The sequence below is a fragment of the Mesorhizobium sp. M7A.F.Ca.MR.245.00.0.0 genome (assembly GCF_003997415.1).
Lineage (GTDB): Bacteria > Pseudomonadota > Alphaproteobacteria > Rhizobiales > Rhizobiaceae > Mesorhizobium.
Genome location: NZ_RZTE01000011.1, coordinates 56116 through 77946 on the forward strand (window position 1 = coordinate 56116; position 21831 = coordinate 77946).

General features: G+C 63.0%; 21 protein-coding genes and 1 pseudogene. 16 read left to right on the forward strand and 6 right to left on the reverse strand.

Going from position 1 to position 21831, the window contains the following annotated elements; genetic code table 11:
- The 8 genes and pseudogenes from EOB80_RS35280 to EOB80_RS14230 all read left to right on the forward strand — a co-directional run.
- Nucleotides 1-350 (forward strand): annotated as a pseudogene (locus EOB80_RS35280) (M20/M25/M40 family metallo-hydrolase); the annotation flags it as partial.
- Nucleotides 351-474: 124 nt separating this feature from the next.
- Entirely contained in the window at nucleotides 475-1095 is a 621-nt protein-coding gene (locus tag EOB80_RS14200; RefSeq protein WP_127328254.1) for a ribonuclease D, read from the forward strand.
- 102 nt (nucleotides 1096-1197) lie between these two features.
- Entirely contained in the window at nucleotides 1198-1401 is a 204-nt protein-coding gene (locus EOB80_RS14205) for a hypothetical protein (RefSeq protein WP_013529550.1), read from the forward strand.
- Between the two features lie 110 nt (nucleotides 1402-1511).
- Nucleotides 1512-1766, forward strand: coding sequence for a GlsB/YeaQ/YmgE family stress response membrane protein (locus tag EOB80_RS14210; protein ID WP_013529551.1), 255 nt, complete (start codon nucleotides 1512-1514; stop codon nucleotides 1764-1766).
- A 25-nt stretch (nucleotides 1767-1791) separates the two neighbouring features.
- Nucleotides 1792-1938, forward strand: coding sequence for a hypothetical protein (locus EOB80_RS14215; RefSeq protein ID WP_013529552.1), 147 nt, complete (start codon nucleotides 1792-1794; stop codon nucleotides 1936-1938).
- 30 nt (nucleotides 1939-1968) lie between these two features.
- A complete protein-coding gene (locus tag EOB80_RS14220) occupies nucleotides 1969-2883 on the forward strand; it encodes a hypothetical protein (RefSeq protein WP_127328256.1) in 915 nt (304 codons plus the stop codon).
- Nucleotides 2884-2906: 23 nt separating this feature from the next.
- Nucleotides 2907-4883 (forward strand): acyltransferase family protein, encoded by a 1977-nt coding sequence (locus EOB80_RS14225; protein WP_164762612.1) that lies wholly within the window; start codon nucleotides 2907-2909, stop codon nucleotides 4881-4883.
- 149 nt (nucleotides 4884-5032) lie between these two features.
- Nucleotides 5033-7294 (forward strand): transglycosylase domain-containing protein, encoded by a 2262-nt coding sequence (locus EOB80_RS14230; RefSeq protein WP_127328260.1) that lies wholly within the window; start codon nucleotides 5033-5035, stop codon nucleotides 7292-7294.
- 9 nt (nucleotides 7295-7303) lie between these two features.
- On the opposite strand, the gene EOB80_RS14235 is transcribed toward EOB80_RS14230, so the two are convergent.
- Nucleotides 7304-7666, reverse strand: a complete 363-nt coding sequence (locus tag EOB80_RS14235) for a nuclear transport factor 2 family protein (RefSeq protein ID WP_127328262.1) — start codon at nucleotides 7664-7666, stop codon at nucleotides 7304-7306.
- Nucleotides 7667-7828: 162 nt separating this feature from the next.
- Between EOB80_RS14235 and EOB80_RS14240 the strand changes: the two genes are divergently transcribed.
- Entirely contained in the window at nucleotides 7829-8581 is a 753-nt protein-coding gene (locus EOB80_RS14240) for an SDR family oxidoreductase (RefSeq protein ID WP_023812510.1), read from the forward strand.
- Nucleotides 8582-8594: 13 nt separating this feature from the next.
- Here EOB80_RS14240 and EOB80_RS14245 read toward each other — a convergent pair whose 3' ends face one another.
- Nucleotides 8595-9515, reverse strand: a complete 921-nt coding sequence (locus EOB80_RS14245) for a zinc-binding dehydrogenase (protein ID WP_127328264.1) — start codon at nucleotides 9513-9515, stop codon at nucleotides 8595-8597.
- Between the two features lie 197 nt (nucleotides 9516-9712).
- On the opposite strand from EOB80_RS14245, the gene EOB80_RS14250 reads away from it, so the two are divergent.
- On the forward strand, nucleotides 9713-10522 hold the full coding sequence (locus tag EOB80_RS14250) for a helix-turn-helix transcriptional regulator (RefSeq protein WP_127271895.1): 810 nt from the start codon (nucleotides 9713-9715) through the stop codon (nucleotides 10520-10522).
- A 69-nt stretch (nucleotides 10523-10591) separates the two neighbouring features.
- Here EOB80_RS14250 and ybaL read toward each other — a convergent pair whose 3' ends face one another.
- Together ybaL and EOB80_RS14260 are read right to left on the reverse strand one after the other, a co-directional pair.
- Entirely contained in the window at nucleotides 10592-12388 is a 1797-nt protein-coding gene (gene ybaL / locus EOB80_RS14255) for a YbaL family putative K(+) efflux transporter (protein ID WP_127328266.1), read from the reverse strand.
- Nucleotides 12389-12611: 223 nt separating this feature from the next.
- Nucleotides 12612-13061 carry a host attachment family protein gene (locus EOB80_RS14260; protein ID WP_127271043.1) on the reverse strand — a complete coding sequence of 150 codons (450 nt, stop codon included), beginning with the start codon at nucleotides 13059-13061 and terminating at the stop codon, nucleotides 12612-12614.
- Nucleotides 13062-13481: 420 nt separating this feature from the next.
- Here EOB80_RS14260 and cysG point away from each other — a divergent pair, with 420 nt between their 5' ends.
- The 6 genes from cysG (at nucleotide 13482) to EOB80_RS14290 (ending at nucleotide 20084) form a co-directional block, all read left to right on the forward strand.
- A complete protein-coding gene (cysG, locus tag EOB80_RS14265) occupies nucleotides 13482-14933 on the forward strand; it encodes a siroheme synthase CysG (protein WP_127328268.1) in 1452 nt (483 codons plus the stop codon).
- Nucleotides 14930-15223 (forward strand): DUF2849 domain-containing protein, encoded by a 294-nt coding sequence (locus tag EOB80_RS14270; protein ID WP_127272018.1) that lies wholly within the window; start codon nucleotides 14930-14932, stop codon nucleotides 15221-15223. The genes cysG and EOB80_RS14270 overlap by 4 nt, the downstream gene beginning before the upstream one ends.
- 43 nt (nucleotides 15224-15266) lie before the next feature.
- On the forward strand, nucleotides 15267-16937 hold the full coding sequence (locus EOB80_RS14275) for a nitrite/sulfite reductase (RefSeq protein ID WP_127272508.1): 1671 nt from the start codon (nucleotides 15267-15269) through the stop codon (nucleotides 16935-16937).
- Nucleotides 16912-17676 carry a phosphoadenylyl-sulfate reductase gene (locus EOB80_RS14280; protein ID WP_127272509.1) on the forward strand — a complete coding sequence of 255 codons (765 nt, stop codon included), beginning with the start codon at nucleotides 16912-16914 and terminating at the stop codon, nucleotides 17674-17676. Before EOB80_RS14275 ends, EOB80_RS14280 begins: the two co-directional genes overlap by 26 nt.
- Nucleotides 17677-17848: 172 nt before the next feature.
- Nucleotides 17849-18382 (forward strand): DUF934 domain-containing protein, encoded by a 534-nt coding sequence (locus tag EOB80_RS14285; RefSeq protein ID WP_127271069.1) that lies wholly within the window; start codon nucleotides 17849-17851, stop codon nucleotides 18380-18382.
- A gap of 97 nt (nucleotides 18383-18479) precedes the next feature.
- Nucleotides 18480-20084 carry a GMC family oxidoreductase N-terminal domain-containing protein gene (locus tag EOB80_RS14290; RefSeq protein ID WP_127328270.1) on the forward strand — a complete coding sequence of 535 codons (1605 nt, stop codon included), beginning with the start codon at nucleotides 18480-18482 and terminating at the stop codon, nucleotides 20082-20084.
- Between the two features lie 117 nt (nucleotides 20085-20201).
- Here the strand turns inward: EOB80_RS14290 and EOB80_RS14295 are convergent, their stop codons facing one another.
- Both EOB80_RS14295 and EOB80_RS14300 read right to left on the reverse strand, forming a co-directional pair.
- Nucleotides 20202-21224, reverse strand: coding sequence for a fatty acid desaturase (locus tag EOB80_RS14295; protein ID WP_127273297.1), 1023 nt, complete (start codon nucleotides 21222-21224; stop codon nucleotides 20202-20204).
- Nucleotides 21225-21375: 151 nt separating this feature from the next.
- Nucleotides 21376-21753: a hypothetical protein gene (locus tag EOB80_RS14300; RefSeq protein ID WP_127328272.1), complete on the reverse strand. Its 378-nt coding sequence runs from the start codon at nucleotides 21751-21753 to the stop codon at nucleotides 21376-21378.
- Nucleotides 21754-21831 lie beyond the last annotated feature (78 nt).

Genomic DNA, 21831 nt, shown 5'->3' on the forward strand with positions numbered 1-21831 from the left:
GCGCTGCGTTCCAGAAATTCGTCAAGGAGCGAATTCCGGCCGACTGTTCGGTCGAACTCCACCCCCATGGCGGCTCGCCGGCAATCCAGCTTTCCTACGACTCGCCCTTCCTGGCCAAGGCCAAGAATGCGCTGTCCGACGAATGGCCGAAGCCGGCGGTGACGACGGGCAGCGGCGGCTCCATTCCGGTTGTCGGCGATTTCCAGACCTATCTCGGTATGGAATCGCTGCTGGTCGGGTTCGGCCTCGACGACGACCGCATCCACTCGCCCAACGAGAAATACGAGCTCAGCTCGTTCCACAAGGGCCAGCGCTCCTGGGCGCGGATTCTCGATGCCTTGACGCGCTGAGCGGCGGAACTCCTGTTTTCCTGTTGATTTTTCAGCGGATCGCGGCGAGGACGGGCCACAAGACAAAGCGCTGCAGCGTCCCTTGCGGGTCAGGGGACACTGTAGGGCTCGACCGGAGAAGACAATGGCCGATATCCGTTTCCATAAAAACGACCTGCCCGACCTCTCGCACTACAATGTCGGGGCAGTGGCCATCGACACCGAGACGCTCGGGCTCAATCCGCATCGTGACCGGCTGTGCGTGGTGCAGATTTCGCCCGGCGACGGCACGGCCGACGTCATCCAGATCGCGGCTGGCCAGAAGAAGGCGCCGAACCTCGTCAGCCTGCTGCGGAACCGTGGTGTAACCAAGCTGTTCCACTACGGACGCTTCGATCTTGCCGTGCTCTACAATGCGTTCGGCGTGATGCCGGAGCCGGTGTTCTGCACCAAAATCGCCTCGCGGCTGACCCGCACCTACACCGACCGCCACGGGCTGAAGGACATCTGCTTCGAGCTTCTTGGCGTTGGCCTCTCCAAGGCGCAGCAATCGTCGGACTGGGCGGCCGAGACGCTGTCGCCCGAACAGCTCGAATATGCCGCTTCCGACGTGCTCTATCTGCACCGTTTGCGCGATGTGCTCGCCGGACGCCTGGCGCGCGATGGGCGGGCCAAGGAGGCCGATGCCTGCTTCCGCTTCCTGCCGACGCGTGCCAAGCTTGACCTGATGGGCTGGGACGAAGAGGATATCTTCGCCCATAGCTGACGGTCGTCCCGGCGAGTTGCTCTGCCGGTGAGCGTTTGGAACCGGATGCAGGCCGCCGCGTTCTGTCGGCTCAGTTTGTCGGCGTAATTGGGGGATGATGACATGGCGGACAGAAAGCCGATTGCGACCGCACCGACAGACGGCTCCAAGGTCTCCGTGACCTGGAAGGACAGCGACGGCGTGATCAACGAATCCATCGCGCAATATCGCGACGATGGCTGGTGGGTCTATATCGACAGTCACACGCAAAAGAAGGTCGAGCCGACCAGCTGGCGCCCTGCCGCAAGCGACGATGACGATCAATGAGTGCGCCGCTGGTGAGGCTGGCCGCTTTCGAATAGCCTGAAGCCGTTGATATCGAGGCCGATTCGGAGCTTTCCGTTCCGCCGTCGCCCTCTTGCTCGGAGGAACTCTCTATGGGTGTCGAAAGCCTGCTCGTCTTCATCATCATCGGTGCCATCGCCGGCTGGCTCGCCGGTCTTATCGTTTCCGGTTTCGGCTTCGGCCTTATCGGCAACATCATCGTCGGCATCGTCGGCGCGTTCATCGCCGGCTGGCTGTTTCCGAGGATCGGATTTTCCATCGGCGGCGGCACTCTCGCCGCGATCATCCATGCCACCATCGGCGCCATCATCCTGCTGGTGCTGGTCAAGGTCCTGAAACGAGCCTGAGGCTCGACAACGCAAAGAGCGCGCCATGAAACAGAATACGCTCTATCTTGTCATTGGCGCGCTCGTCGTCGTGGTCATTGCGCTCGGCATCTACGTCTATCGCGAGCAGACCAAACCCAAGGGCGTCGAGCTCAAGATCGACGACAAGGGCATTTCGATCCAGCAGAACTGAGCCGTCGAACGGCACATGCAGGAGCACGACATGGTGGCTTCTGACGCTCCGGAAGACGTCGATCAGCCCAGAATTACCGTTGCGGAATGGGAGAGGCTGAACAGGCCGCCAAGACGCGAGGCGCTGCTGCGCTATCATTGGCGGGTGTTTCGCTTCCTGAGGACATCCGCGCCGGTCAGCGAATTGCAGGGGCGAGAGCAGGCTTTCCGCGATACGATCATAGCCACCGTAGCCTTCAACCGGCCCGAAATGATCGAATGGCAAATCCACCTGGTACGCAGATACCTGGCCGAGCACGAAAGCTACATCGTTTTCGACAACAGCAACAAGGACGATGCAAGGGAAGCGATCCGCGATCTCTGCCGTCGCCAGCATGTCCCCTATGTCGCCTTGCCGAAGAACAGGCTGGTCGTCAGCAGATCGCACGGTCAAGCGCTCAACTGGATCGTGCGGAATTTCTTGCCTGGGTTGGGGCCGAAGCTTTTCGGCTTCATCGATCATGACATCTTTCCGACTGAGCCATTTTCGATCCGCGACCGGATGGAGGGCAAGAGCCTCTACGGCAGCGTGCGGCGCGATACGCCGACACCAGGCGGCTGGTTCTTGTGGCCCGGCTTCTGTTTTTTCGATGGAAGCCTGTTGCGGCGGCGGCTGGATTTCGCCCCGAGCTACAAGTTTCATATGGATTCCGGCGGCGGCAACTGGCCGGTGCTCTACAGGTCGATGGACCCGGCGATGGTTCGGTTCGCTGAAAACAAATCGCTTCGCTTCGGCGCGGGACATGACCCATCCGAGGATTTTTTCATGGTGGTCGATGGCTGGCTGCATGTGACGAACGCCTCCAACTGGAGACGACAGCAGGTTGACAGGGGCGAACACATTCTCGCGCTGTTGCGGCAAGCCGGCGGTCCTGACCAGCCGGATGTGAAGTTCGAGCCCATCTGAAATCAGGTCTGAGGCGGGTGGTGTTGACAGAAGACGCTGAGGGGCCTGTTGCATTGCGGCCTGAAATCCAGGGGCTGCGTGGCATTGCCGTTGCCCTGGTGGTGGTTTTCCACATCTGGCCCGCGGTTCTTCCTGGCGGGTATGTCGGAGTCGATGTGTTCTTCGTCATCTCGGGCTATCTCATCACCGGTCTGCTTGCCCGCATGGCGCTGCGCGACGGCCGCATCTCGCTGATGGCCTTTTATTCGCGGCGAGTGCGGCGACTGCTGCCGACTGCGATCCTGGCCCTTCTTGCCACGCTCGCAGGAACGCTGGTCTTCCTGTCCATAACACGTTGGGAAGAGACGGCAATCCAGGTCGCTGCCAGTGCGCTCTATGTGCAGAACTGGCGGCTTGCCTGGCAGGCGGTCGACTATCTCGGCGCCGAGGAGGCGGCGAGCCCGGTACAACATTACTGGTCTCTATCCATCGAGGAGCAGTTCTATATCGTCTGGCCATTGCTGATGGTGGCAGGCCTTTGGCTGGCGCGCCGTCTCGGGCGGCCAGCGAAAGACGTATTCCTCGTGGGGCTGACCGCGGTTTTTGCCGGATCGCTGATCGCCTCGGTTGTCATCACCCGGAGCGATCCGGCCGCCGCTTATTTCGTAACCCATACCCGTCTGTGGGAGCTGGCGCTTGGTGGCCTGCTGGCGCTGACGGTCCATCGGTTCAGGGCAGGGCTGCCATTGCGCGCCGCAATGGCGATGACCGGTATTGGCGCCATCGGGTTTTCAGCGCTTTTCTTTTCCGCCTCGACGTCATTTCCTGGCGCTCTTGCGTTGCTGCCGACCCTGGGGACGGTGCTCATCATTGCCGCCGGCGGCATCAAACTAGGCCGGTTTCGCGGGCTTGACGCCAGCATCCTTTGCTATGTCGGCGACGGCGACCGGTCGTATTCGATCTACCTCTGGCATTGGCCGCTGGTTGTTTTCTATTCGGCGCATCGCCCCGCGGCCGGGCTCCTTGCAGGTCTCGTGCTGATCGCCTTGACGCTGGCAATCTCGGATCTGTCCTACCGATATGTCGAACAGCGCTACCGGCAGCCGCGGTCGGATACGGAACGGAAACCTCTGGCCTATGCCACTGCCGCCGTTGCCGTCTGCGTGATGGTGTCGGGTGGGCTCGGCTATGCGCTCGACAGGCAAGACGTCGATATCAGCCTGATCGGGACACCGAATTATCCAGGGCCGGCAGCGCTGCTTGCCAACGCTTCGGTTCCGCGCGACGTGGAACTGCTGCCATCCCTCGGCAAACTCAGGCGTGACGTACCGATCGTCTATCGACTGAAATGCCATCAGGAGCAGGACAGCACGCAAGCTGTGGGCTGCCAGCTCGGCGATCCCCAGGGAACCAGGACCATTGTCGTCGCAGGCGATTCACACGCAGCACAATGGATCCCTGCCATCGACAAGATTGCCAGGGACCGCAAGTGGAAATTGGTCACCTTCACCAAGGCTGCATGCCCTTTCACCCTTGCCGCTGTGACGGATGACGGTAAGCCGTATGAGGCCTGCGCAACATGGCGCGACAACGTTCTCGCCGAGATCAGGAAATTGCGGCCAGACCTGATGTTCACCAGCCAGTCTCGCTATTCCGACACACCGGAGCCGGCAATGATCGACGGTTTGCGCAGCATCTGGAGCGACTTGAACAGTGCCGGCGTGCGCATTATCGCCATTCGTAACACGCCTTTCGTCAAGTTCGATCCCGGTGATTGCCTGGCCGCCGATCCCGACAAATGCGTCAACGCGCGACAGGAGGTGGAGACGAGCGATGTCTTCGCCCTCGCCGCAGGGGCATTGCCAGGGGTCCGTGTCGTTGACATGAACGATGCCTTATGTGGCAAGGACAGCTGTTCGGCCGTGGTCGGCAACATCATCGTCTGGCGCGACCATCACCATATGACGGCCACCTATGCGCTGGCGCTGGCGCCCTATCTGGCGAAGGCGGCGGGTCTCTAGCGAGATATCAAGGCGTAGCGGCTTTTTCGCATCAACATCGTTGACCAACGCCAGGGCCGGCATTCGAACACGACTTAACCCGCCTTTAAACCGCCGCATCTACTCTTCAACCCGAACGCCATAGGCATCGGGGATATCAAGCACAGCGCATGGCGAACCGCAGAGACAGTCGCATCGAACCCAGTTTCGAGGGGCCGCCGCAGGCGCGGTCCTCGGCGGGTCTTTCGGTGAACGAGGAGGATCGCGTCGTGCCGAGCAATCGCAAAGCCTCCGCAAAACGCAAGCCGGCCAAAGGGAAATCGTCGCGGGCCAAGCGCGGCAGAAGCCGGCGCGGCCTGTTCGGTGTGCTCGGCCGGCTGTTCTACTGGTGCTTCGTGTTCGCCATCTGGGGCGGCATCGCGGTGGCCGGCATCGTCGTCTACTATGGCGCCAAGATGCCGGCGGCGACGACCTGGTCGATTCCCGACCGCGCGCCCAACATCAAGATCGTCTCGGCAGATGGCCAATTGCTCGCCAATCGCGGCATGAGCGGCGGCGAGGCCGTCGGCCTGCATGAAATGTCGCCCTATATCCCGGAAGCCGTCATCGCCATCGAGGACCGGCGCTTCTACTCGCATTTCGGCATCGACCCGATCGGGCTGTCCCGCGCCATGGTCACCAATGTGCTGGGCGGGCGTTTCTCGCAGGGCGGTTCGACGCTGACCCAGCAATTGGCGAAGAACCTGTTCCTGACACCCGACCGCACGCTGGAACGCAAGGTGCAGGAAGTGCTGCTGGCGCTGTGGCTGGAGCACAAGCACACCAAGGACCAGATCCTCGAAATGTACCTGAATCGGGTGTATTTCGGTTCCGGCGCCTATGGCGTCGAGGCCGCCTCGCGCCGCTATTTCGGCAAGAGCGCGCGCGACGTCACCCTGTCGGAAGCCGCATTGCTTGCCGGCCTTTTGAAGGCGCCGTCGCGGCTGTCCCCGGCACGCGATCCGAAGGCCGCCGAGGAACGCTCGCAACTGGTGCTTGCCGCCATGCGTGACGAGGGAAAGATCAGCGCCAAGGAAATGACCTCGGCAATGAGCGCGCCGGCAACGCGTGCGCCGTCCTACTGGACCGGCTCGGAGAATTACGTCGCCGACACCATCATGGAGGAATTGCCCGACCTGATCGGCGATGTGCGCGGCGACATCGTCATCGACAGCACCGTCGACCTCAACCTGCAAAAGCTCGCCGAACAGTCGATCCGCAGACTGATCGACGAGAGCGGCAAAAAGCTCAACGTCACACAGGGCGCGCTGGTGTCGATCGACGATTCCGGTGCGGTACGTGCCATGGTCGGCGGCTACGACTATTCGACGAGCCAGTTCGACCGTGCTTCGGAGGCACGTCGCCAGCCGGGCTCGGCGTTCAAGCCGTTCGTCTATATGGCCGCGCTCGAAGCCGGTCGCACGCCCGACAGCATCCGCAACGATGCGCCGATCAAGATCGGCAATTGGACACCCGACAATTACGGCGGCAAGTATTTCGGCAAGGTGACGCTGGCCACCGCGCTGGCCAAGTCGCTGAACTCGGTGGCGGCGCAACTGACCATGGAGGTCGGGCCGAACGCGGTTGTCGAGGCGGCGCACCGCATGGGCATCCAGTCCGACCTGATAGCCAACACCTCGATCGCGCTCGGCACTTCGGAAGTGACGCCGCTGGAGCTGACCTCGGCCTATGTCCCCTTTGCCAATGGCGGCTACAAGCCGGACATCCATTTCATCCGGCGCGTGACGACCACCGAGGGCAAAGTGCTTTACGACAGCGGCGGCGGCAGCGCGCCGCGCGTCGTCAAGCCTGAGATCGTCGGCATGATGAACTCGATGATGACGGGCACGGTTGAGATCGGCACTGCCCGGAAAGCGGCTTTCGCCTGGCCATCGGCCGGCAAGACCGGCACCAGTCAAAATTCGCGCGACGCCTGGTTCGTCGGCTACACCGCCAACCTCACCACGGGTGTGTGGTTCGGCAATGATGATGGCAGCGCGATGAAGAAGGTCACCGGCGGCGCACTGCCGGCGCAGGCCTGGCACGAGTTCATGGTTGCGGCCCACGAGGGTGTGCCGGTGCGGCCGCTGCCCGGCACCTGGAAATCGACGCCGGCCGACACAATCGTCCCCGACGAGATACCCTCGGCGAACAACACGGCGCCGGTTCCGTCGACGTCGGTCGGTCAGCAGGCACCGGCGCGGCCAGCAGCGCCGGTTGCCCAAGCGCCGGTCCGCGCGGCCCGTCCCGCCCAAACTGTCGATGCCGACGGCCCCTCCATGCCGGAGGATGACGGCGCCACCGCGTCGGTCAAACATCCGGTGCCGCCAGGCGACGTCGGCGGTCCGCGCAAGAAGCGGCAGACCTCGATCCTCGACCTCCTTGGCGGCTGATCCGATCCGCTAATTCCGTGGCTTGGCGCTGCCCAACTTCTTGCTGTCAAAGGTCAGTTTGTCGCTGTGAATCTTGCCATCGCTGATGGTGAGGTGCTTGGCGCAGGAAAGCGCGCCGGACGACTTTGTCACCAAATCATACATCAGCAGCGCCTGATGATCGTCTCCGAAGGCCGCGATCATGCGCACACCGGTCACATCCTGTGATAGTTTGGTCAGGCCCTCGAGATAGGGTTTCTTGCCGGTCGATTGCTGCATCGGCCCATCAAAGACGACGTCGTCGGCGACCAAGGATGCTGCCTTTTCGAGGTCGTGGCTTGTCCACGCCTTGGTGAAGGCGGTGGCTATGTCGAGGGGTGCTGTCTGTGTCATGGCTCTGTCCCGATTGATTGATTCAGAACCCCGCGCCCTTTCCGCATTCACGGACCAACGGCGAGCGGGCCCGCCAGTTCCCTCATCGAGGCGAATGGTGACATTTCGGCCTCTCGCCACCTCGGCGGCGTTCGGCTACATCTGCCGGTCGGAGACCTTGAAATGACTGAGCTCGACACCCGAAAGACCATCGTGCTGACCGGCGCCAGCCGCGGCATTGGCCACGCCACCGTCAAGCGTTTTTCGCGCGAGGGCTGGCGCGTCATCACCTGCTCCAGGCAGGCTTTCGCCGAGGATTGCCCGTGGCCGGCCGGGCCGGAAGACCACATCAAGGTCGATCTCGCCGATCAGGAGGATGTCGGCATCGCCGTCTCCGAAATCCGCCACCGGCTGGAAGCGCATGGCGGCCAGTTGCATGCGCTGGTCAACAATGCCGGCATTTCGCCGAAGCTCAAGGACGGCAACAGCCGCATGGATTCGATCGACACGCCGATGCATGTCTGGCGCGACGTGTTCCAGGTCAATTTCTTCGCGCCGATCATGCTGGCGCGCGGCCTGTTCAAAGAGCTGGCGGCGGCCAAGGGCTCGATCGTCAACGTAACCTCGATCGCCGGAACCCGCGTGCATCCCTTTGCCGGCACGGCCTACGCCACATCGAAGGCGGCACTCGGCTCGCTGACGCGCGAGATGGCACATGATTTCGGCCCGCACGGCATCCGCGTCAATGCCATTGCGCCCGGCGAGATCGACACCGCGATCCTGTCGCCGGGCACTGACAAGATCGTCGAGACCATCCCTCTCAGGCGCCTTGGCACCACGGCCGAAGTCGCCGACATCATCTTCTTCCTGTGTTCGCAGCAGGCGTCCTATGTGACGGGCTCGGAAATTCACATCAATGGCGGCCAGCACGTGTGACATAACAGGATGCTCATCCTGTTATGGTGAGAACGGCCTTGCCGCTGAAGCTGCGCTGTCGTAGTGCGTCCAGCGCTTGGGCGATGTCTGTCCATGGCACGGTCAAGGCCACGCGTGTTTCGAGCCGGCCGGCCGCGACCAGAGCGAGTAGCGAGGCGATGTCCTCGCCAATGCCTGGACCGGACGTGTAGTACGCGAAAGTCTGAAGTTTTGCCCCCTCATGATCCGGAACGAACTGGCGGAACCCGACAGGCGTCAGTTCGCCGCTGCTCGAACCGAACATGACGATGGTCCCGCCAGGGGCGACGCGTTCGATCGCGCATGCGAGGCTTTGGCCGCCAACCGACTCGGTGATCAGCGAGAACGGTCCCTCGGCCAGATCGATCGCTTCGACAACCTGCCTGGCTCCGAGGCCGCGGAGATCCTCAGCGTGCCGGGCGGCGGCGACAGCGGTCACGAATCCGCCCTGATGGCGGGCGAGCTGGATCTGGAAACGACCGACCGCACCGCTTGCGCCGGTGATCAAGACCTGCTGGCCGGCGAGGTCCCCGCCATGGCGTAGAGTCCTCAGCGCCGTCGTACCGGCGACAGGAAGCGTGGCTGCGGAAACGAAGCTGACGTCATCCGGCAGGACGGCGAGACGGTCGGTTGGGACTGCGATGCGTTCGGTCCAACCAGCCTCGTCGACCAACGCGACAACCCGGGCGCCGACGGTTGGCCCGGAACCATCGGCTGCTCTTCGTTCGACAATCCCCGCAATGTCCTGGCCGGGTATCCAGCCCTTGGGGCGTATGGCAAGCAGGCGCAGTTCGCCGCGATTCAACGAAGTCGCGTGGACCGAAACAAGCGCTTCATTCGAGGCCGGTTGAGGCTCGGCGACGTCGGCGAGCCTCAACCCGGTCGCGCCTTCGGGAGAGATGACCAGGGCGAGCATGGCGTACCTTGTTGCTGGCTTGTCGGTGCCAGCTTGCGTTGGAAAGCACGGCAAGCTGAGTACCCACGTAGGTAGCGAGCCATACCGGCGATGGCGCGCAGCATCACGAGATCAACCCTGCGCGAACCGGAGCCTATCGACTTCCGCGGTTAAAGAATTTAGCTATCATGGCGTTTCATCGCTAATAGCAGTCAATCATGAGACGGCCCCTCAGCTACCCCTGGCTTGATCTCGATGTGGATGACCCTTCCGCGTTGGCGATTGCCGTGCGCGTCGACATCCCCGACACCCGAGCGGAAGTCCCCGCCCACCGGCACCGCAAAGGCCAGCTCGTCTTCGCGCTCGGCGGCGGCGTCACATGCCGCGTTCCAAGCGGTCTATGGATGGTGCCGCCGCATTGCGGGGTGTGGATCCCCGGCGGCATGGAGCACAGCAATGTCGCAACCGCCAACGCCCGGATTTTTTTCGTCTACATAGAGCCGGGAGCGGCCGACCTGCCGGAGCGGTGCTGCACGCTTTCGATCTCGCCACTGCTGCGCGAATTGATCATCGAGCTTTCCGATCGGCTGCAGGACGACGAGGCGAGGGGCGAACTCTTGACCAAAATGCTGCTCACCGAATTGCCACGCATGCCTGTCCAGCAATTGCACCTGCCGATCTCATCTGAGCCGCGCTTGAACAGGATCGCCGAGGCGTTGGCGCAAGACCCTGCCGACCGCAGCACGCTGGCGGACTGGGCCAAGCGCATGGCGCTCAGCGAGAGCAGCCTCGCCCGCCTTGTGACAAAGGAGACAGGGCTGAGTTTCGGGCGCTGGCGCCAGCAATTGCACTTGATCGTTGCAATTCGGGAACTGGCGTCCGGCAAGAGTGTCCAGCAAGTCTCGGGCGATCTCGGCTATGGTTCGGTCACGGCCTTCATCACCATGTTCAAGAAGGCGCTTGGGAAGCCGCCGGCCAAATACCTCAGTGGTATCGCGCAAAATGGCGGCTCTGCATTCGTGGCGTAATGCTCACTTGAAAGGCTGGTCGAGCCAATCAGGTTGCCAGCGTGCGAGAATGCAGCTTGGCTTTGGGACTCAGGCCACCGATGGCTCGGCGGTTTCGCGCCTCAACTCCGGTTTGGAACCGAGAACTTCTTCCACAATCCCGCGCGCAATCTCGCGTTCACCCATGATCACCGTATCGGCGCCCAAACCCTTGAGATGTTCGACCTCGGCATCCGAATGGGCCCGGGCGATAACGTTGATACCGGGATTAGCGGCGCGGGCTCGGAGCACGATCTGACCGGCTTCGAAGGCATTGGGGATGGCAAGGATCAGCCGGCTGGCGCCTTCGGGGTTGGCGGCGGCAAACACTTCGGCATTGGCCGCATTGCCGGCGACGGTCTCGATGCTGTCCGCTTTCAGCCTCGCCAGCGTCTTGTCGGCGTCCTCGATGACCAGGAAGGGCAGTGCCGCGTCTTTCAACGCCGAGCCGACCAGGCCACCGACACGGCCGTAGCCGATCAGGATGGCATGGCCTGTGAGTGCCGTCTTGGGCGGCGGCCCGTCCTCCCTTTTCGCCGTTGCCGCGACAGAGGCCACCTGGCCCGGCTCCGTCGCCGGACCAACCGGTTTTGCTTCGACCGGCGGTGCCGTCCTGGCGGCGCGCCGTTCCAGCCACGGCTTCATCCAGTCGATGGCCAGGAACATCATCGGGTTGAGGACGATCGACAGGATGGCGCCGGCCAGAATGAGGTCGCGACCTTGTTCGGGCAACAGTTTCAGCCCGACGCCGAGCTCGGCCAGGATGAAGGAGAATTCGCCGATCTGGGCAAGGCTTGCCGAAATCATCAATGCGGTGGCCAGGGGATAGCCGAAGGCAACGACGATGACGAACGCCGCCAGCGATTTGCCGATGACGATGATGGCCAGCGTCGCCAGGATCGGCCAGCCATTGCTGATCAGGCTGAACGGGTCGAACAGCATGCCGACCGAGACGAAGAACAACACGGAAAAGGCATCGCGCAGTGGCAAGGATTCTTCGGCGGCACGGTGACTGAGTTCGGATTCGCTCATGATCATGCCGGCGAAGAATGCGCCCAGCGCCAGTGAGACCCCAAACAGTTTGGCCGCGCCAAAGGCGACGCCGAGCGCTATGGCAAGCACCGCCAGCCGGAAGAGCTCGCGCGAGCCGGTGTGGGCGACATAGTGCAGGATCCAGGGGATGACCCGGCGGCCGACCACCAGCATGACGACGACGAAGGCGGCGACCTTGGCCAGCGTGATGCCGACGACGCCCCAGATGCCGTAGCTGGCCGGCAGCGACAGCAGCCCGCTTGCATGGGCGTCGGTCTGCTCCTGGCCGCCGAGCACGCCGGCCAGCGCCGGCAGCAGCACCAGCGCCAGCACCATGGCCAGGTCCTCGACGATCAGCCAGCCGACAGCGATGCGGCCGCGCTCGGTCTCGATCATCCGCCGCTCTTGCAGAGCGCGCAGCAGCACGACCGTCGAGGCGACCGATAGTGCCAGGCCGAACACCAGTCCCGCGCCCATCGACCAGCCGAGCATCCACGACAACCCGGCACCGAGTGCGGTGGCAAAGCCGATCTGGACGACGGCGCCCGGCACGGCTATGGCGCGCACCGACAGAAGATCCTTCAATGAGAAGTGCAACCCGACGCCGAACATCAGGAGGATGACGCCGATTTCGGCCAGTTCGTTGGCAAGGCCGGCATCGGCGACGAAGCCAGGCGTGTTCGGCCCGACCAGCACGCCGGCTACGAGATAACCGACCAGCGGCGGGATACGGAAGCGGTTGGCGAGAGCCCCGAAGACGAAAGCCAGCCCCAGACCGGCGACGATGGTGGCGATAAGGGGCGTGTCATGCGGCATTGTCTATGGAGCGCCTTTCAAAAACAGCGATGTTGGATGAGCGCCGCCCAAAGCCGCCGCCTGTTTTGCAATATGGTGGATGGTATGTCGGCGATGCAACCCGCGAATCCGTGAAATCGACGGCGCTGCCGCAAAAATTTGACCGGCAGCTGAGAAGCTGCCGGCCGGATCGGAATTTGTGCGGTGCTATTCGTCTCGATCCGTCAGGGCCGATCGACAATGATCAGCCTGCCCGCAGCAGGGCCTCGATTTCCGGTATGGCATGGTTGGTCAATGTCTTGGGAATTTCGGCGGTCACCTTGTCCTCGACCTCCTTGTGCAGCTTTTTGCGCATTGTCCCAAGCACCACTGGCGGTGCGACGAGCACGATCTCGTTGAATTCGCCGTCATGCGCGAGCTTGTAGAGCCGGGCGGCGATTTCATCGGCGAAACGCTCCTTGCCGATGCGGTGCCAGTCCGTATCCTCGACTGCGCTGCGGTGTACGGAGGGACCATCATTGTACCGGCCCGGGCTGTCGCTGCCTTGCTCGCGGGTGGGCGGGTTGTCCTGCTGTATTTCCTGCACCACCTCGAGATTCGGATATTTGTTGTCGCCGGCGTTCCTGAGGAAAAGCGCCTTCTCGCCATCGGCCACCATGACCCAGATACCGTGCTTGAGTATGATTGTGTTCATGATGACAGGCTCCTTTTCAGCCGCGTGGTGGCCTTTCGTGGCGTTCCGCAGCCGGGGTTTCGATCCGATATGACAGGCCTTTTGAGAACGCGCCCCGAGCCACTAATGTTCCAGTCGGCCGCCGCGTCGGCGTTGGACATTCTGGCTATCCAGAGTTCGCGGCTTTAATCTACTAATTTGGTAGAATTTAGAAAAAACAGTTTTGCGGCTTTTCTCCCCGGGCGCTAAAAGACCCGGAAAACAAGGCCTGCGACAGCAGCTTGAATCCGCTCCATCTGCAAACGAGAAATATTTTTCTCTTGGCCGGGATGCTTTCAGAAAAGCAATTGCATCCCGACAAGGGATGCGCGAGTGCGTTCCTTCTGGTTTCTCGCGCCCGCGCGTAGAACTGCAAGCTCATTCAGGATTCCGCTCGCGTCCATGTCGCACACTGCTCCCAAGCTCAGCGCCTTCCCCGTGTTCATGCGGGTCGAGGGCGAAGCCGTGGCCATCGTTGGCGGCGGCGAAGAGGCACTGGCCAAGGCGCGGCTGATCGGACAGTCGAGCGCGGTCCTGCGGATCATCGCGGAACACGCCGAGCCCGACCTGCTCGCCTTCATCGCCCAGGCCGGCGCGAGCCATTTTGCCGCCGCTTACGACGCATCGCAGCTCGAAGGCGCGATCATGGTGTTTGCCGCCAGCGGCGACGAGGAACTCGACCGTCGGGTGGCTGCGGATGCGCGCCGCCTAGGCATTCCGGTCAATGCCGTCGATCGGCCTGAGCTTTGCGATTTCTTCACCCCGGCGCTGGTCAACCGCGCGCCGGTCGCCATCGCCATCGGCACCGAAGGTGCAGGCCCGGTGCTTGCCCAGATGTTGCGCGGCCGCATCGACCGCATGCTGTCGCCGTCGCTCGGGCCGCTGGCAATTCTTGCGGCGTCGTTTCGCGGGGCTGCCGAGAAGCTGCTGCCGAAAGGCAATGCCCGCCGCCGCTTCTGGAATGATTTCTTCTCTGGCGCTCCTGCGCGCGCGGCCGAAGCCGGCCAGCTTTCGCAGGCGCATGAAGCTGCCGTCGATCTTCTGCTGTCGGACACGCCCGCTTGCGGTCACATCGCGCTGGTTGGCGCCGGTCCGGGCGCCGAGGATCTTTTGACCTTGCGGGCCCATCGTCTGCTGATGGAAGCCGATGTCATCGTCCATGACGCGCTGGTGCCCGAGGCGGTCGTTGCCATGGGGCGCCGCGATGCCGAGCGCCTGCCGGTCGGAAAACGTAAGGGCTGCCACACCAAGAGCCAGGCTGAGATCAATGCGCTGCTGGTCGAGCTTGGTCGTGAAGGCAAGCGTGTCGTGCGGCTGAAGTCAGGCGATCCGCTGGTGTTCGGCCGGGCCGGCGAAGAGATGGCGGCACTTCGTGATGCCGGAATCGGCTATGAGGTGGTTCCGGGTGTCACCGCGGCCTTTGCTGCCGCCGCCGATTTCGAACTGCCGCTGACCTTGCGCGGTGTCTCCTCGTCGATGGTGTTCACCACCGGCCACGACCTCAAGGGCAATTCGCTGCCCGACTGGGCCAAGCTCGCCATTTCCGGCGCCACCGTTGCCGTTTATATGGGCCGCTCGGTGGCCGCCGAGGTTGCCGGACGGCTGATCGAGGCCGGTCTGTCGCCGGACACTGCGGTGGCCGTGGTCGAGAATGCCAGCCTCGCCAACCGGCGTCGCTTCCACGGCACGCTTGCCGACCTGCCGTCGCTGGAAGCGCGCGCCGATCTTTCCGGCCCGGTCATGACCATCATCGGCGATGCGGTCGCCGGCGCCAATTTTGAGCGATCCGAGCCGCTGGCGGCACACAGGCATGAAGGTGCGTCCAGTTCGATCGCCGAAGGAGTTCAGCCATGAAGATACTGACCGCCAACCGCCTCACCGACGGCATTGCTGTCTGGTACGCCGATGGTGGCTGGGCGGAGACGGTGGACCATGCCGACCTCGCCGATGACAAGGCAGCGGAGGATAGGCTCGAGGCGATCGGCGCCAAGGCCTATGCCGCCAACGAAGTGGTCGACGTCAATTTGATCGACGCTGAAGTCGTCAACGGTGTCGTCCAACCGGTGCGGCTGCGCGAGAAGATCCGCGCTGCCGGCCCGACCATTCGCAACGATCTCGGCAAGCAGGCTGCGCGGGCAGCATAACCAAGACACCAGGCATGGGCGGACGCGCCCTGAAAGACCAAGCATGTACCGTTACGATGAGTTCGACCACGATTTTGTCCAGGCCCGCGTCGCCGAGTTCAGCGACCAGGTGCAGCGTCGTCTTGCCGGCGAGATCACCGAGGACCAGTTCCGGCCATTGAGGCTGATGAACGGCGTCTATCTTCAACTGCATGCCTACATGCTGCGCATCGCGGTGCCTTACGGCACGCTGAACGGCAAGCAGTTGCGCATGCTTGGTCACATCGCCCGCAAATACGACAAGGGCTACGGCCATTTCACCACCCGCCAGAACATCCAGTTCAACTGGCCGGCGCTGTCGGACATTCCGGCGATCCTGGCGGATCTCGCTAGCGTTGAGATGCATGCCATCCAGACCAGCGGCAATTGCATCCGCAACGTCACCGCAGACCATTTCGCCGGCGCTGCCGCCGACGAAGTCGCCGATCCGCGTCCCTACGCGGAAATCCTGCGCCAGTGGTCGTCGGTGCATCCGGAATTCTCGTTCCTGCCGCGCAAGTTCAAGATCGCGGTGACGGGTGCCGAGCGCGACCGCGCCGCCATTCAGACCCACGACATCGGCCTGCACCTGAAGAAGAACGCCGCCGGCGAACTCGGTTTCGCCGTCTATATCGGCGGCGGCCAGGGCCGCACGCCGATGGTTGCCCGCAAGATCCGCGACTTCCTGCCGGAAGCCGACCTTCTGTCCTACTGCACGGCGATCCTGCGCGTTTACAACCTCTATGGCCGCCGCGACAACAAGTACAAGGCGCGCATCAAGATCCTCGTCCATGAGACCGGCGTCGAGGAGATCACCCGCCAGGTCGAGGCCGAGTGGCAGGAGTTGAAGGACGCCGAGCTGAAGCTGCCGGAAGCCGACATCCGCGCCATCGAGGCCTATTTCGCGCCACCGGTGCTCGCTGGGCGGCCGGAAGGCGACCAGGCGGTCAAGCTGGCGCGGCTCGATTCCAAGGGGTTCTCGGAGTGGCTCGACCAGAATGTCGTGACGCACCGCCATCCCGACTATGCGGCGGTGACGATCTCGCTGAAGGGCATCGGCGAGGTGCCCGGCGACGCCTCGGACAGCCAGATGGAAGCAATCGCCGACATCGCCGAGAAATATGGCTTTGACGAACTGCGCGTCAGCCATGAGCAGAACCTGATCCTGCCGCATGTGGCCCGCGCCGACCTCAAGGCGGTCTATGATGCGCTGGTCGGCATCGGCCTGGCGACGGCCAATTCCAATTTGATATCGGACATCATCGCTTGCCCGGGCCTCGACTACTGTGCGCTGGCCACGGCGCGCTCGATCCCGATCGCGCAGGAAATCTCGCGCCGCTTCGCCTCGCTTGAGCGGCAGCGCGAGATCGGCGAACTGAAGCTGAAGATCTCCGGCTGCATCAACGCCTGCGGTCATCACCATGTCGGCCATATCGGCATCCTCGGGGTCGAGAAGAAGGGCTCTGAGCTCTATCAGGTGACGCTGGGCGGCTCGGCCGACGAAAACACCTCGGTCGGCGAGATCATCGGCCGCGGCTTCTCGTCGGAAGAGATCACCGACGCCATCGAGCAGATCGTCGAGACCTATCTCGGCCTCCGGCTCGACCCACAAGAGAAATTCATCGACGCCTACCGCCGAGTCGGTCCCGCGCCGTTCAAGGAGGCGCTCTATGCTGGCGAAGCCAAGGCCGCTTGACCGTATTGGAGACGTCGATGACGGTATCGCCGCCAAAGCGGCGGGGCTCGATGCGCTCTATGGTCATCTGAAGCCGATCGAGATCATCGAACGCTCGGCCCGCGAACTGTTCCTCGACGAGATCGCGGCGGTGTCGTCGTTCGGCGCGGATTCGGCTGTGCTGCTGCACATGATCGCCAAGATCGACCGGACGCTGCCGGTCATTTTCCTCGACACCGGCAAGCATTTCGAGGAGACGCTCGGCTATCGCGACGCGCTCGCCGCCGATTTCGGGCTGACCAACATAAGGGTGATCAAACCCGAGGAAGCAGCACTCGAACGGATCGATCCGACGGGCAATCTGCATCAGAGCAACACCGACGCCTGCTGCGACGTGCGCAAGGTGGAGCCGCTGGCGCGCGGTGTCGCGCCATTTCGTGCCTGGCTCACCGGCCGCAAGCGTTTTCAGGCCGCGACGCGGGCGGCGCTGCCGGTGTTCGAGGCGGTCGGTCCGCGCATCCGCATCAATCCGCTGGCGCATTGGACGACATCGGACCAGGCGGACTACATGCGCGCGCATGCGCTGCGCGAAAATCCGCTGGTCGCCTATGGCTATCTGTCGATCGGCTGCTTCCCGTGCACGCAGCCGGTGCAGCCGGGCGAGGACGCGCGCAGCGGCCGCTGGGCCGGTCACGCCAAGACCGAGTGCGGCATTCACCTGTCGGGGCTGGAGAAGTCGCTGACCGACGCATCCCTTTAGGATATGCTGATATTCAGGTTAGGCTGGCCTGCAAACGGCAGCTTCCTGCGCTTCCGGTGCTCACGTACTTCAAGTACGCTCCGCTCCGGTTCTCGGAAGCCGCCATTTTCGGCGCAGCCTGACCTGAATCTCAACACATCCTTGGTTCGTTTGACTATTTAGGAACTTTTTGATGACTGAACCGACGACAGCGGAGACCCGACTCTGGACCCCTGCGGGTTTTCACGAGGATGAGTGGACGCATGCCGAAAGCGCCGATGCGCTGTCCGGCAACGGCCGCTTCATCCTGCCGTTGCAAGTCTTCCTCGATCTGGATCCGGAGGTGCGCCGCTCGGCCAAGGAACGGCTCGGCGTCCTGCTGCAGCCTGGTGATCAGCTCGAGAAGATTGCCGACCTGCTCGACCAGCTGTCGCTGGTGGCATTGGCCTTCCCGGCCTTCAGCGACGGCCGCTCCTTCTCCAAGGGAGAACTGCTGCGCGGCCGCTACCATTTCGAAGGTGCCGTTCGCGCCACGGGCCAGGTGCTGGTGGACCAACTGCCGCATATGCTGCGGCTAGGCTTCGACGAGTTCGAGATTTCCAATGCGGTGCTGTTGAAGCGCCTGGAGGAGGGCCGCACCGGCGGATTGGGGCTCTACTACCAGCCAGCCGCCGTGCCGGAACCAAAAGGCCCGAAATACTCCTGGCGGCGCGTTCGCAGCAGCTGACGTAGCGGTAATTCCGCGCGTCTTTACATCAGCCGTGTTCAGGCCTTCTCTTGATCATCCGGATGGAAAATCCGTGGACGATTGGGGAGGGGTCTTCATGCGTTACGACTATGTCATAGCCGGCGGTGGGTCCGCCGGCTGTGCGCTTGCCGCACGGCTTTCGGAAGATCCCTCGAATACGGTCTGCCTGATCGAAGCTGGCGGCGAGGGCAGGGATATGCTGATCCGTGCTCCGGCTGGCATTATCGGCATGCTTTCCGGCCGGCCCAGGATCAACAACTGGGCCTTCGAAACCGTGCCGCAGCAAGGTCTTGGCGGCCGCAAGGGCTACCAGCCGCGCGGCAAGGCGCTGGGCGGCTCCAGCGCCATCAATGCAATGCTCTATGTCAGGGGCCATCGCAGCGACTATGACGAATGGGCAAATCTGGGCTGCGAGGGCTGGTCGTGGGATGAGGTTCTGCCCTATTTCCGGCGCGCCGAGGGCAATGAGCGCGGCACTGATGCCTTGCATGGCGGGGACGGCCCACTGAAAGTGTCGAACCAGCGCTCGCCGAGGCCGATCGCCAAGGCCTTCCTAGAGGCTTGTGCCGAAAACCAGATTCGCGCCTCGGACGATTTCAACGGACCGGAACAAGAGGGCGCCGGCTATTTCCAGGTGACCCAGTTTGCCGGTGGCGCCCGTAATGGCGAGCGCTGTTCGACTGCCGCCGCCTATCTCCATCCGGTGATGCAGCGGACCAATCTGACCGTGATCACGCGGGCGCACGCCACAGGCATCGTCCTTGACGGCAAGCGCGCCACCGGCATCCGCTACCGGACACGCAAAGGCGAGGCCGTGGCACAGGCGTCGCGCGAGGTGATCCTCTGTGGCGGTGCCTTCGGTTCGCCGCAACTTCTGTTGCTGTCGGGTATCGGCCCGGCGGCCGAACTTGCCGTGCATGGCGTTCCCGTCGTCCACGAATTGCCGGGCGTCGGCAAGAACCTGCAGGACCACCTCGATTTTATCGTCGGCTGGAGATCGAAGGACACCGATATGCTCGGTATGAGCCCGCGCGGCGCGTGGGGTTTCCTCAGGCATATCGCGCAGTGGCGGCGGGATGGAACCGGGCTGATCGCCTCGCCGTCGGCCGAGAGCGGCGCTTTCGTCAAATCCGACCCGGCGCTTGAGCGCCCTGACCTGCAGCTGCAATTCGTCATCGGGCTCGTCGAAAACCATGCGCGCACGCTGCACTACGGCTTCGGCTTTTCCTGTCATGTCTGCATATTGCGACCGCACTCGCGTGGCGAGGTTGGGCTGGCCAGCGCCGATCCACTTGCCGCGCCACGCATCGATCCGCGCTTTCTCGGCGACCAGCGCGATGCGGAACTGCTGCTGAAAGGCGTGAGGATCACCCGGCAGGTGCTGGCTTCGCCGGCGCTGACGCGCTACCGGCACAAGGAAATGCACATCGCCGGCGAGCCGAGCGATGCCGATCTGATGACCCATATCCGTACCCGCGCCGACACGGTCTATCACCCGGTCGGCTCCTGTCGGATGGGGGTCGACGAGATGGCGGTGGTCGATCCGCAACTCAAGGTGCGCGGGCTTGAAGCCTTGCGTGTCGTCGACGCCTCGGTGATGCCGACACTGATTGGTGGCAACACCAATGCCCCAACCATCATGATCGCCGAAAAGGCCGCCGACATGATCAGGGCTGCCTGATCGGAGCTCCAGGCCGCGGCGCCCATGGCGCGGCGGTCTTTTTGTTGTGACGCAATTGCCCAGGGAAAACGCTACGCGTTTTCCCTGGAAAACCGTTCACACTTCTCCTGGAATTGCTTAAGCCGCCGCCCGTGCCTCGCGGAACGACACCAGCTTGCGGCGGTTTTCGTCCCACAATGCCAGTTTGACGCAGCGCAGGCTTTCGAGCAGCGTAACCCGGCCTATGTCGCGCAACTCGGGATAATCCCGCAGCACTTCCTGCAACCGGTAGCACGGCACCTTGGCCGAGAGGTGATGGACGTGATGGACACCGATGTTGCCGGTGAGCCAGTTCAGCACCGGCGGAAGGTCGTAATACGACGATCCGTGCAAGGCGGCGTGCTGGAATTCCCAGTCGGCATCCTTCGCCCATTCTGTTTCCTCGAACTGGTGCTGGACGTAGAACAGCCAGATGCCGGCCGAACCGGCGAGGATGACGATCGGCAGGTGAACCACCAGGAAAGCGCCCGGGCCGACGAACCAGATAAGGACGGCTGCTGCGACCGCGATGCCAAGGTTGGTGGTCATCGACGACACCCAAGGGGTCAGGCCGCCGCGCATCATGCCGACGGGTAGCCTCTGCTCGAAGATGAAAAGCCAGATCGGACCGAGCCCGAACATCACCAGCGGATGGCGATAGAGACGATAGGCGAGGCGGCCCCGCCACGACATCTGCCGGTATTCTGCAACGGTCAGCGTCCGGATGTCGCCCATGCCGCGTTCGTCAAGATTGCCGGCGCTGGCGTGGTGCGTCGCGTGGGCGCGCCGCCAGCAATCGTAGGGCGTCAGCGTCAGGATGCCGAGCGCGCGGCCAATCCAGTCGTCCGCGTAACGATTGGCGAAGAAGGAGCCGTGGCCGCAATCGTGCTGGATCATGAAGATGCGCACCAGAAACCCGGCCGCGGGGAGGATGAGGACCAGTCCCCACCAATGGCCATAGGCATAAGCCGCCGAGGACAGTCCCCAGAGTATGGCGAATGGAATGAGGGTGATGGCGAGCTCGACGGCGCTGCGCCGCCTGTCAGGCTTCTTGTAGCGGGCAAGAATCTTCAACCAGGCGCGCTTGCTGTTGGCGACCGCCTCAGGGGAAATCATGTTCATCAGGAAGCATAGGCGGGGTGCCTCGCCGCCGCAAGGCAACATCACGCAAAATTACTGTGCGTAATTGTCGCGTGGCTTGGCGATCGAGCCTGCCAACCCGCCAACTCGACCTGCTGATGGCTCTGAGCGTCGGTTTTCCGCTGGTCGATCGCTATTCGCGATCGAGGATAGGGCAGCCGCGCTCGGTGCCAAAAGTCACGCGCACGCGGTCGCCGCCCTGTCTGCCGCGGACCGTGATCTCCCGGCGGCCGACGGACTCTATCCTTGCGCGGCGGATGCCCATTCGGTCCGCCTTGTCGAGAGCCCGGTCTTCGGTGCAGCCTCGTTGACGGCGGTCGCGCCGACCGTCGCGACGGGGGCCTTCGCAATCGTCGTAGGCCGGGTCGCAATCTTCCATGAGCTTCAGTCGCGGGCCATGTTTGCCCAATTGCAGCTGCAGATTGTCTGCTTGTGCCGGAAAGGCCGCCAAGGTGATGGCGCCGAGGCCGACAAACGCTATCAGCGATGAGGTGATTGAAACCTTGCGCATTTACGTCCTCCATTGAACCACAACACATCTATCCTTAGATGGTTCGGCTCTCCCCGGCTATTGCCGATAGGAGGTTTG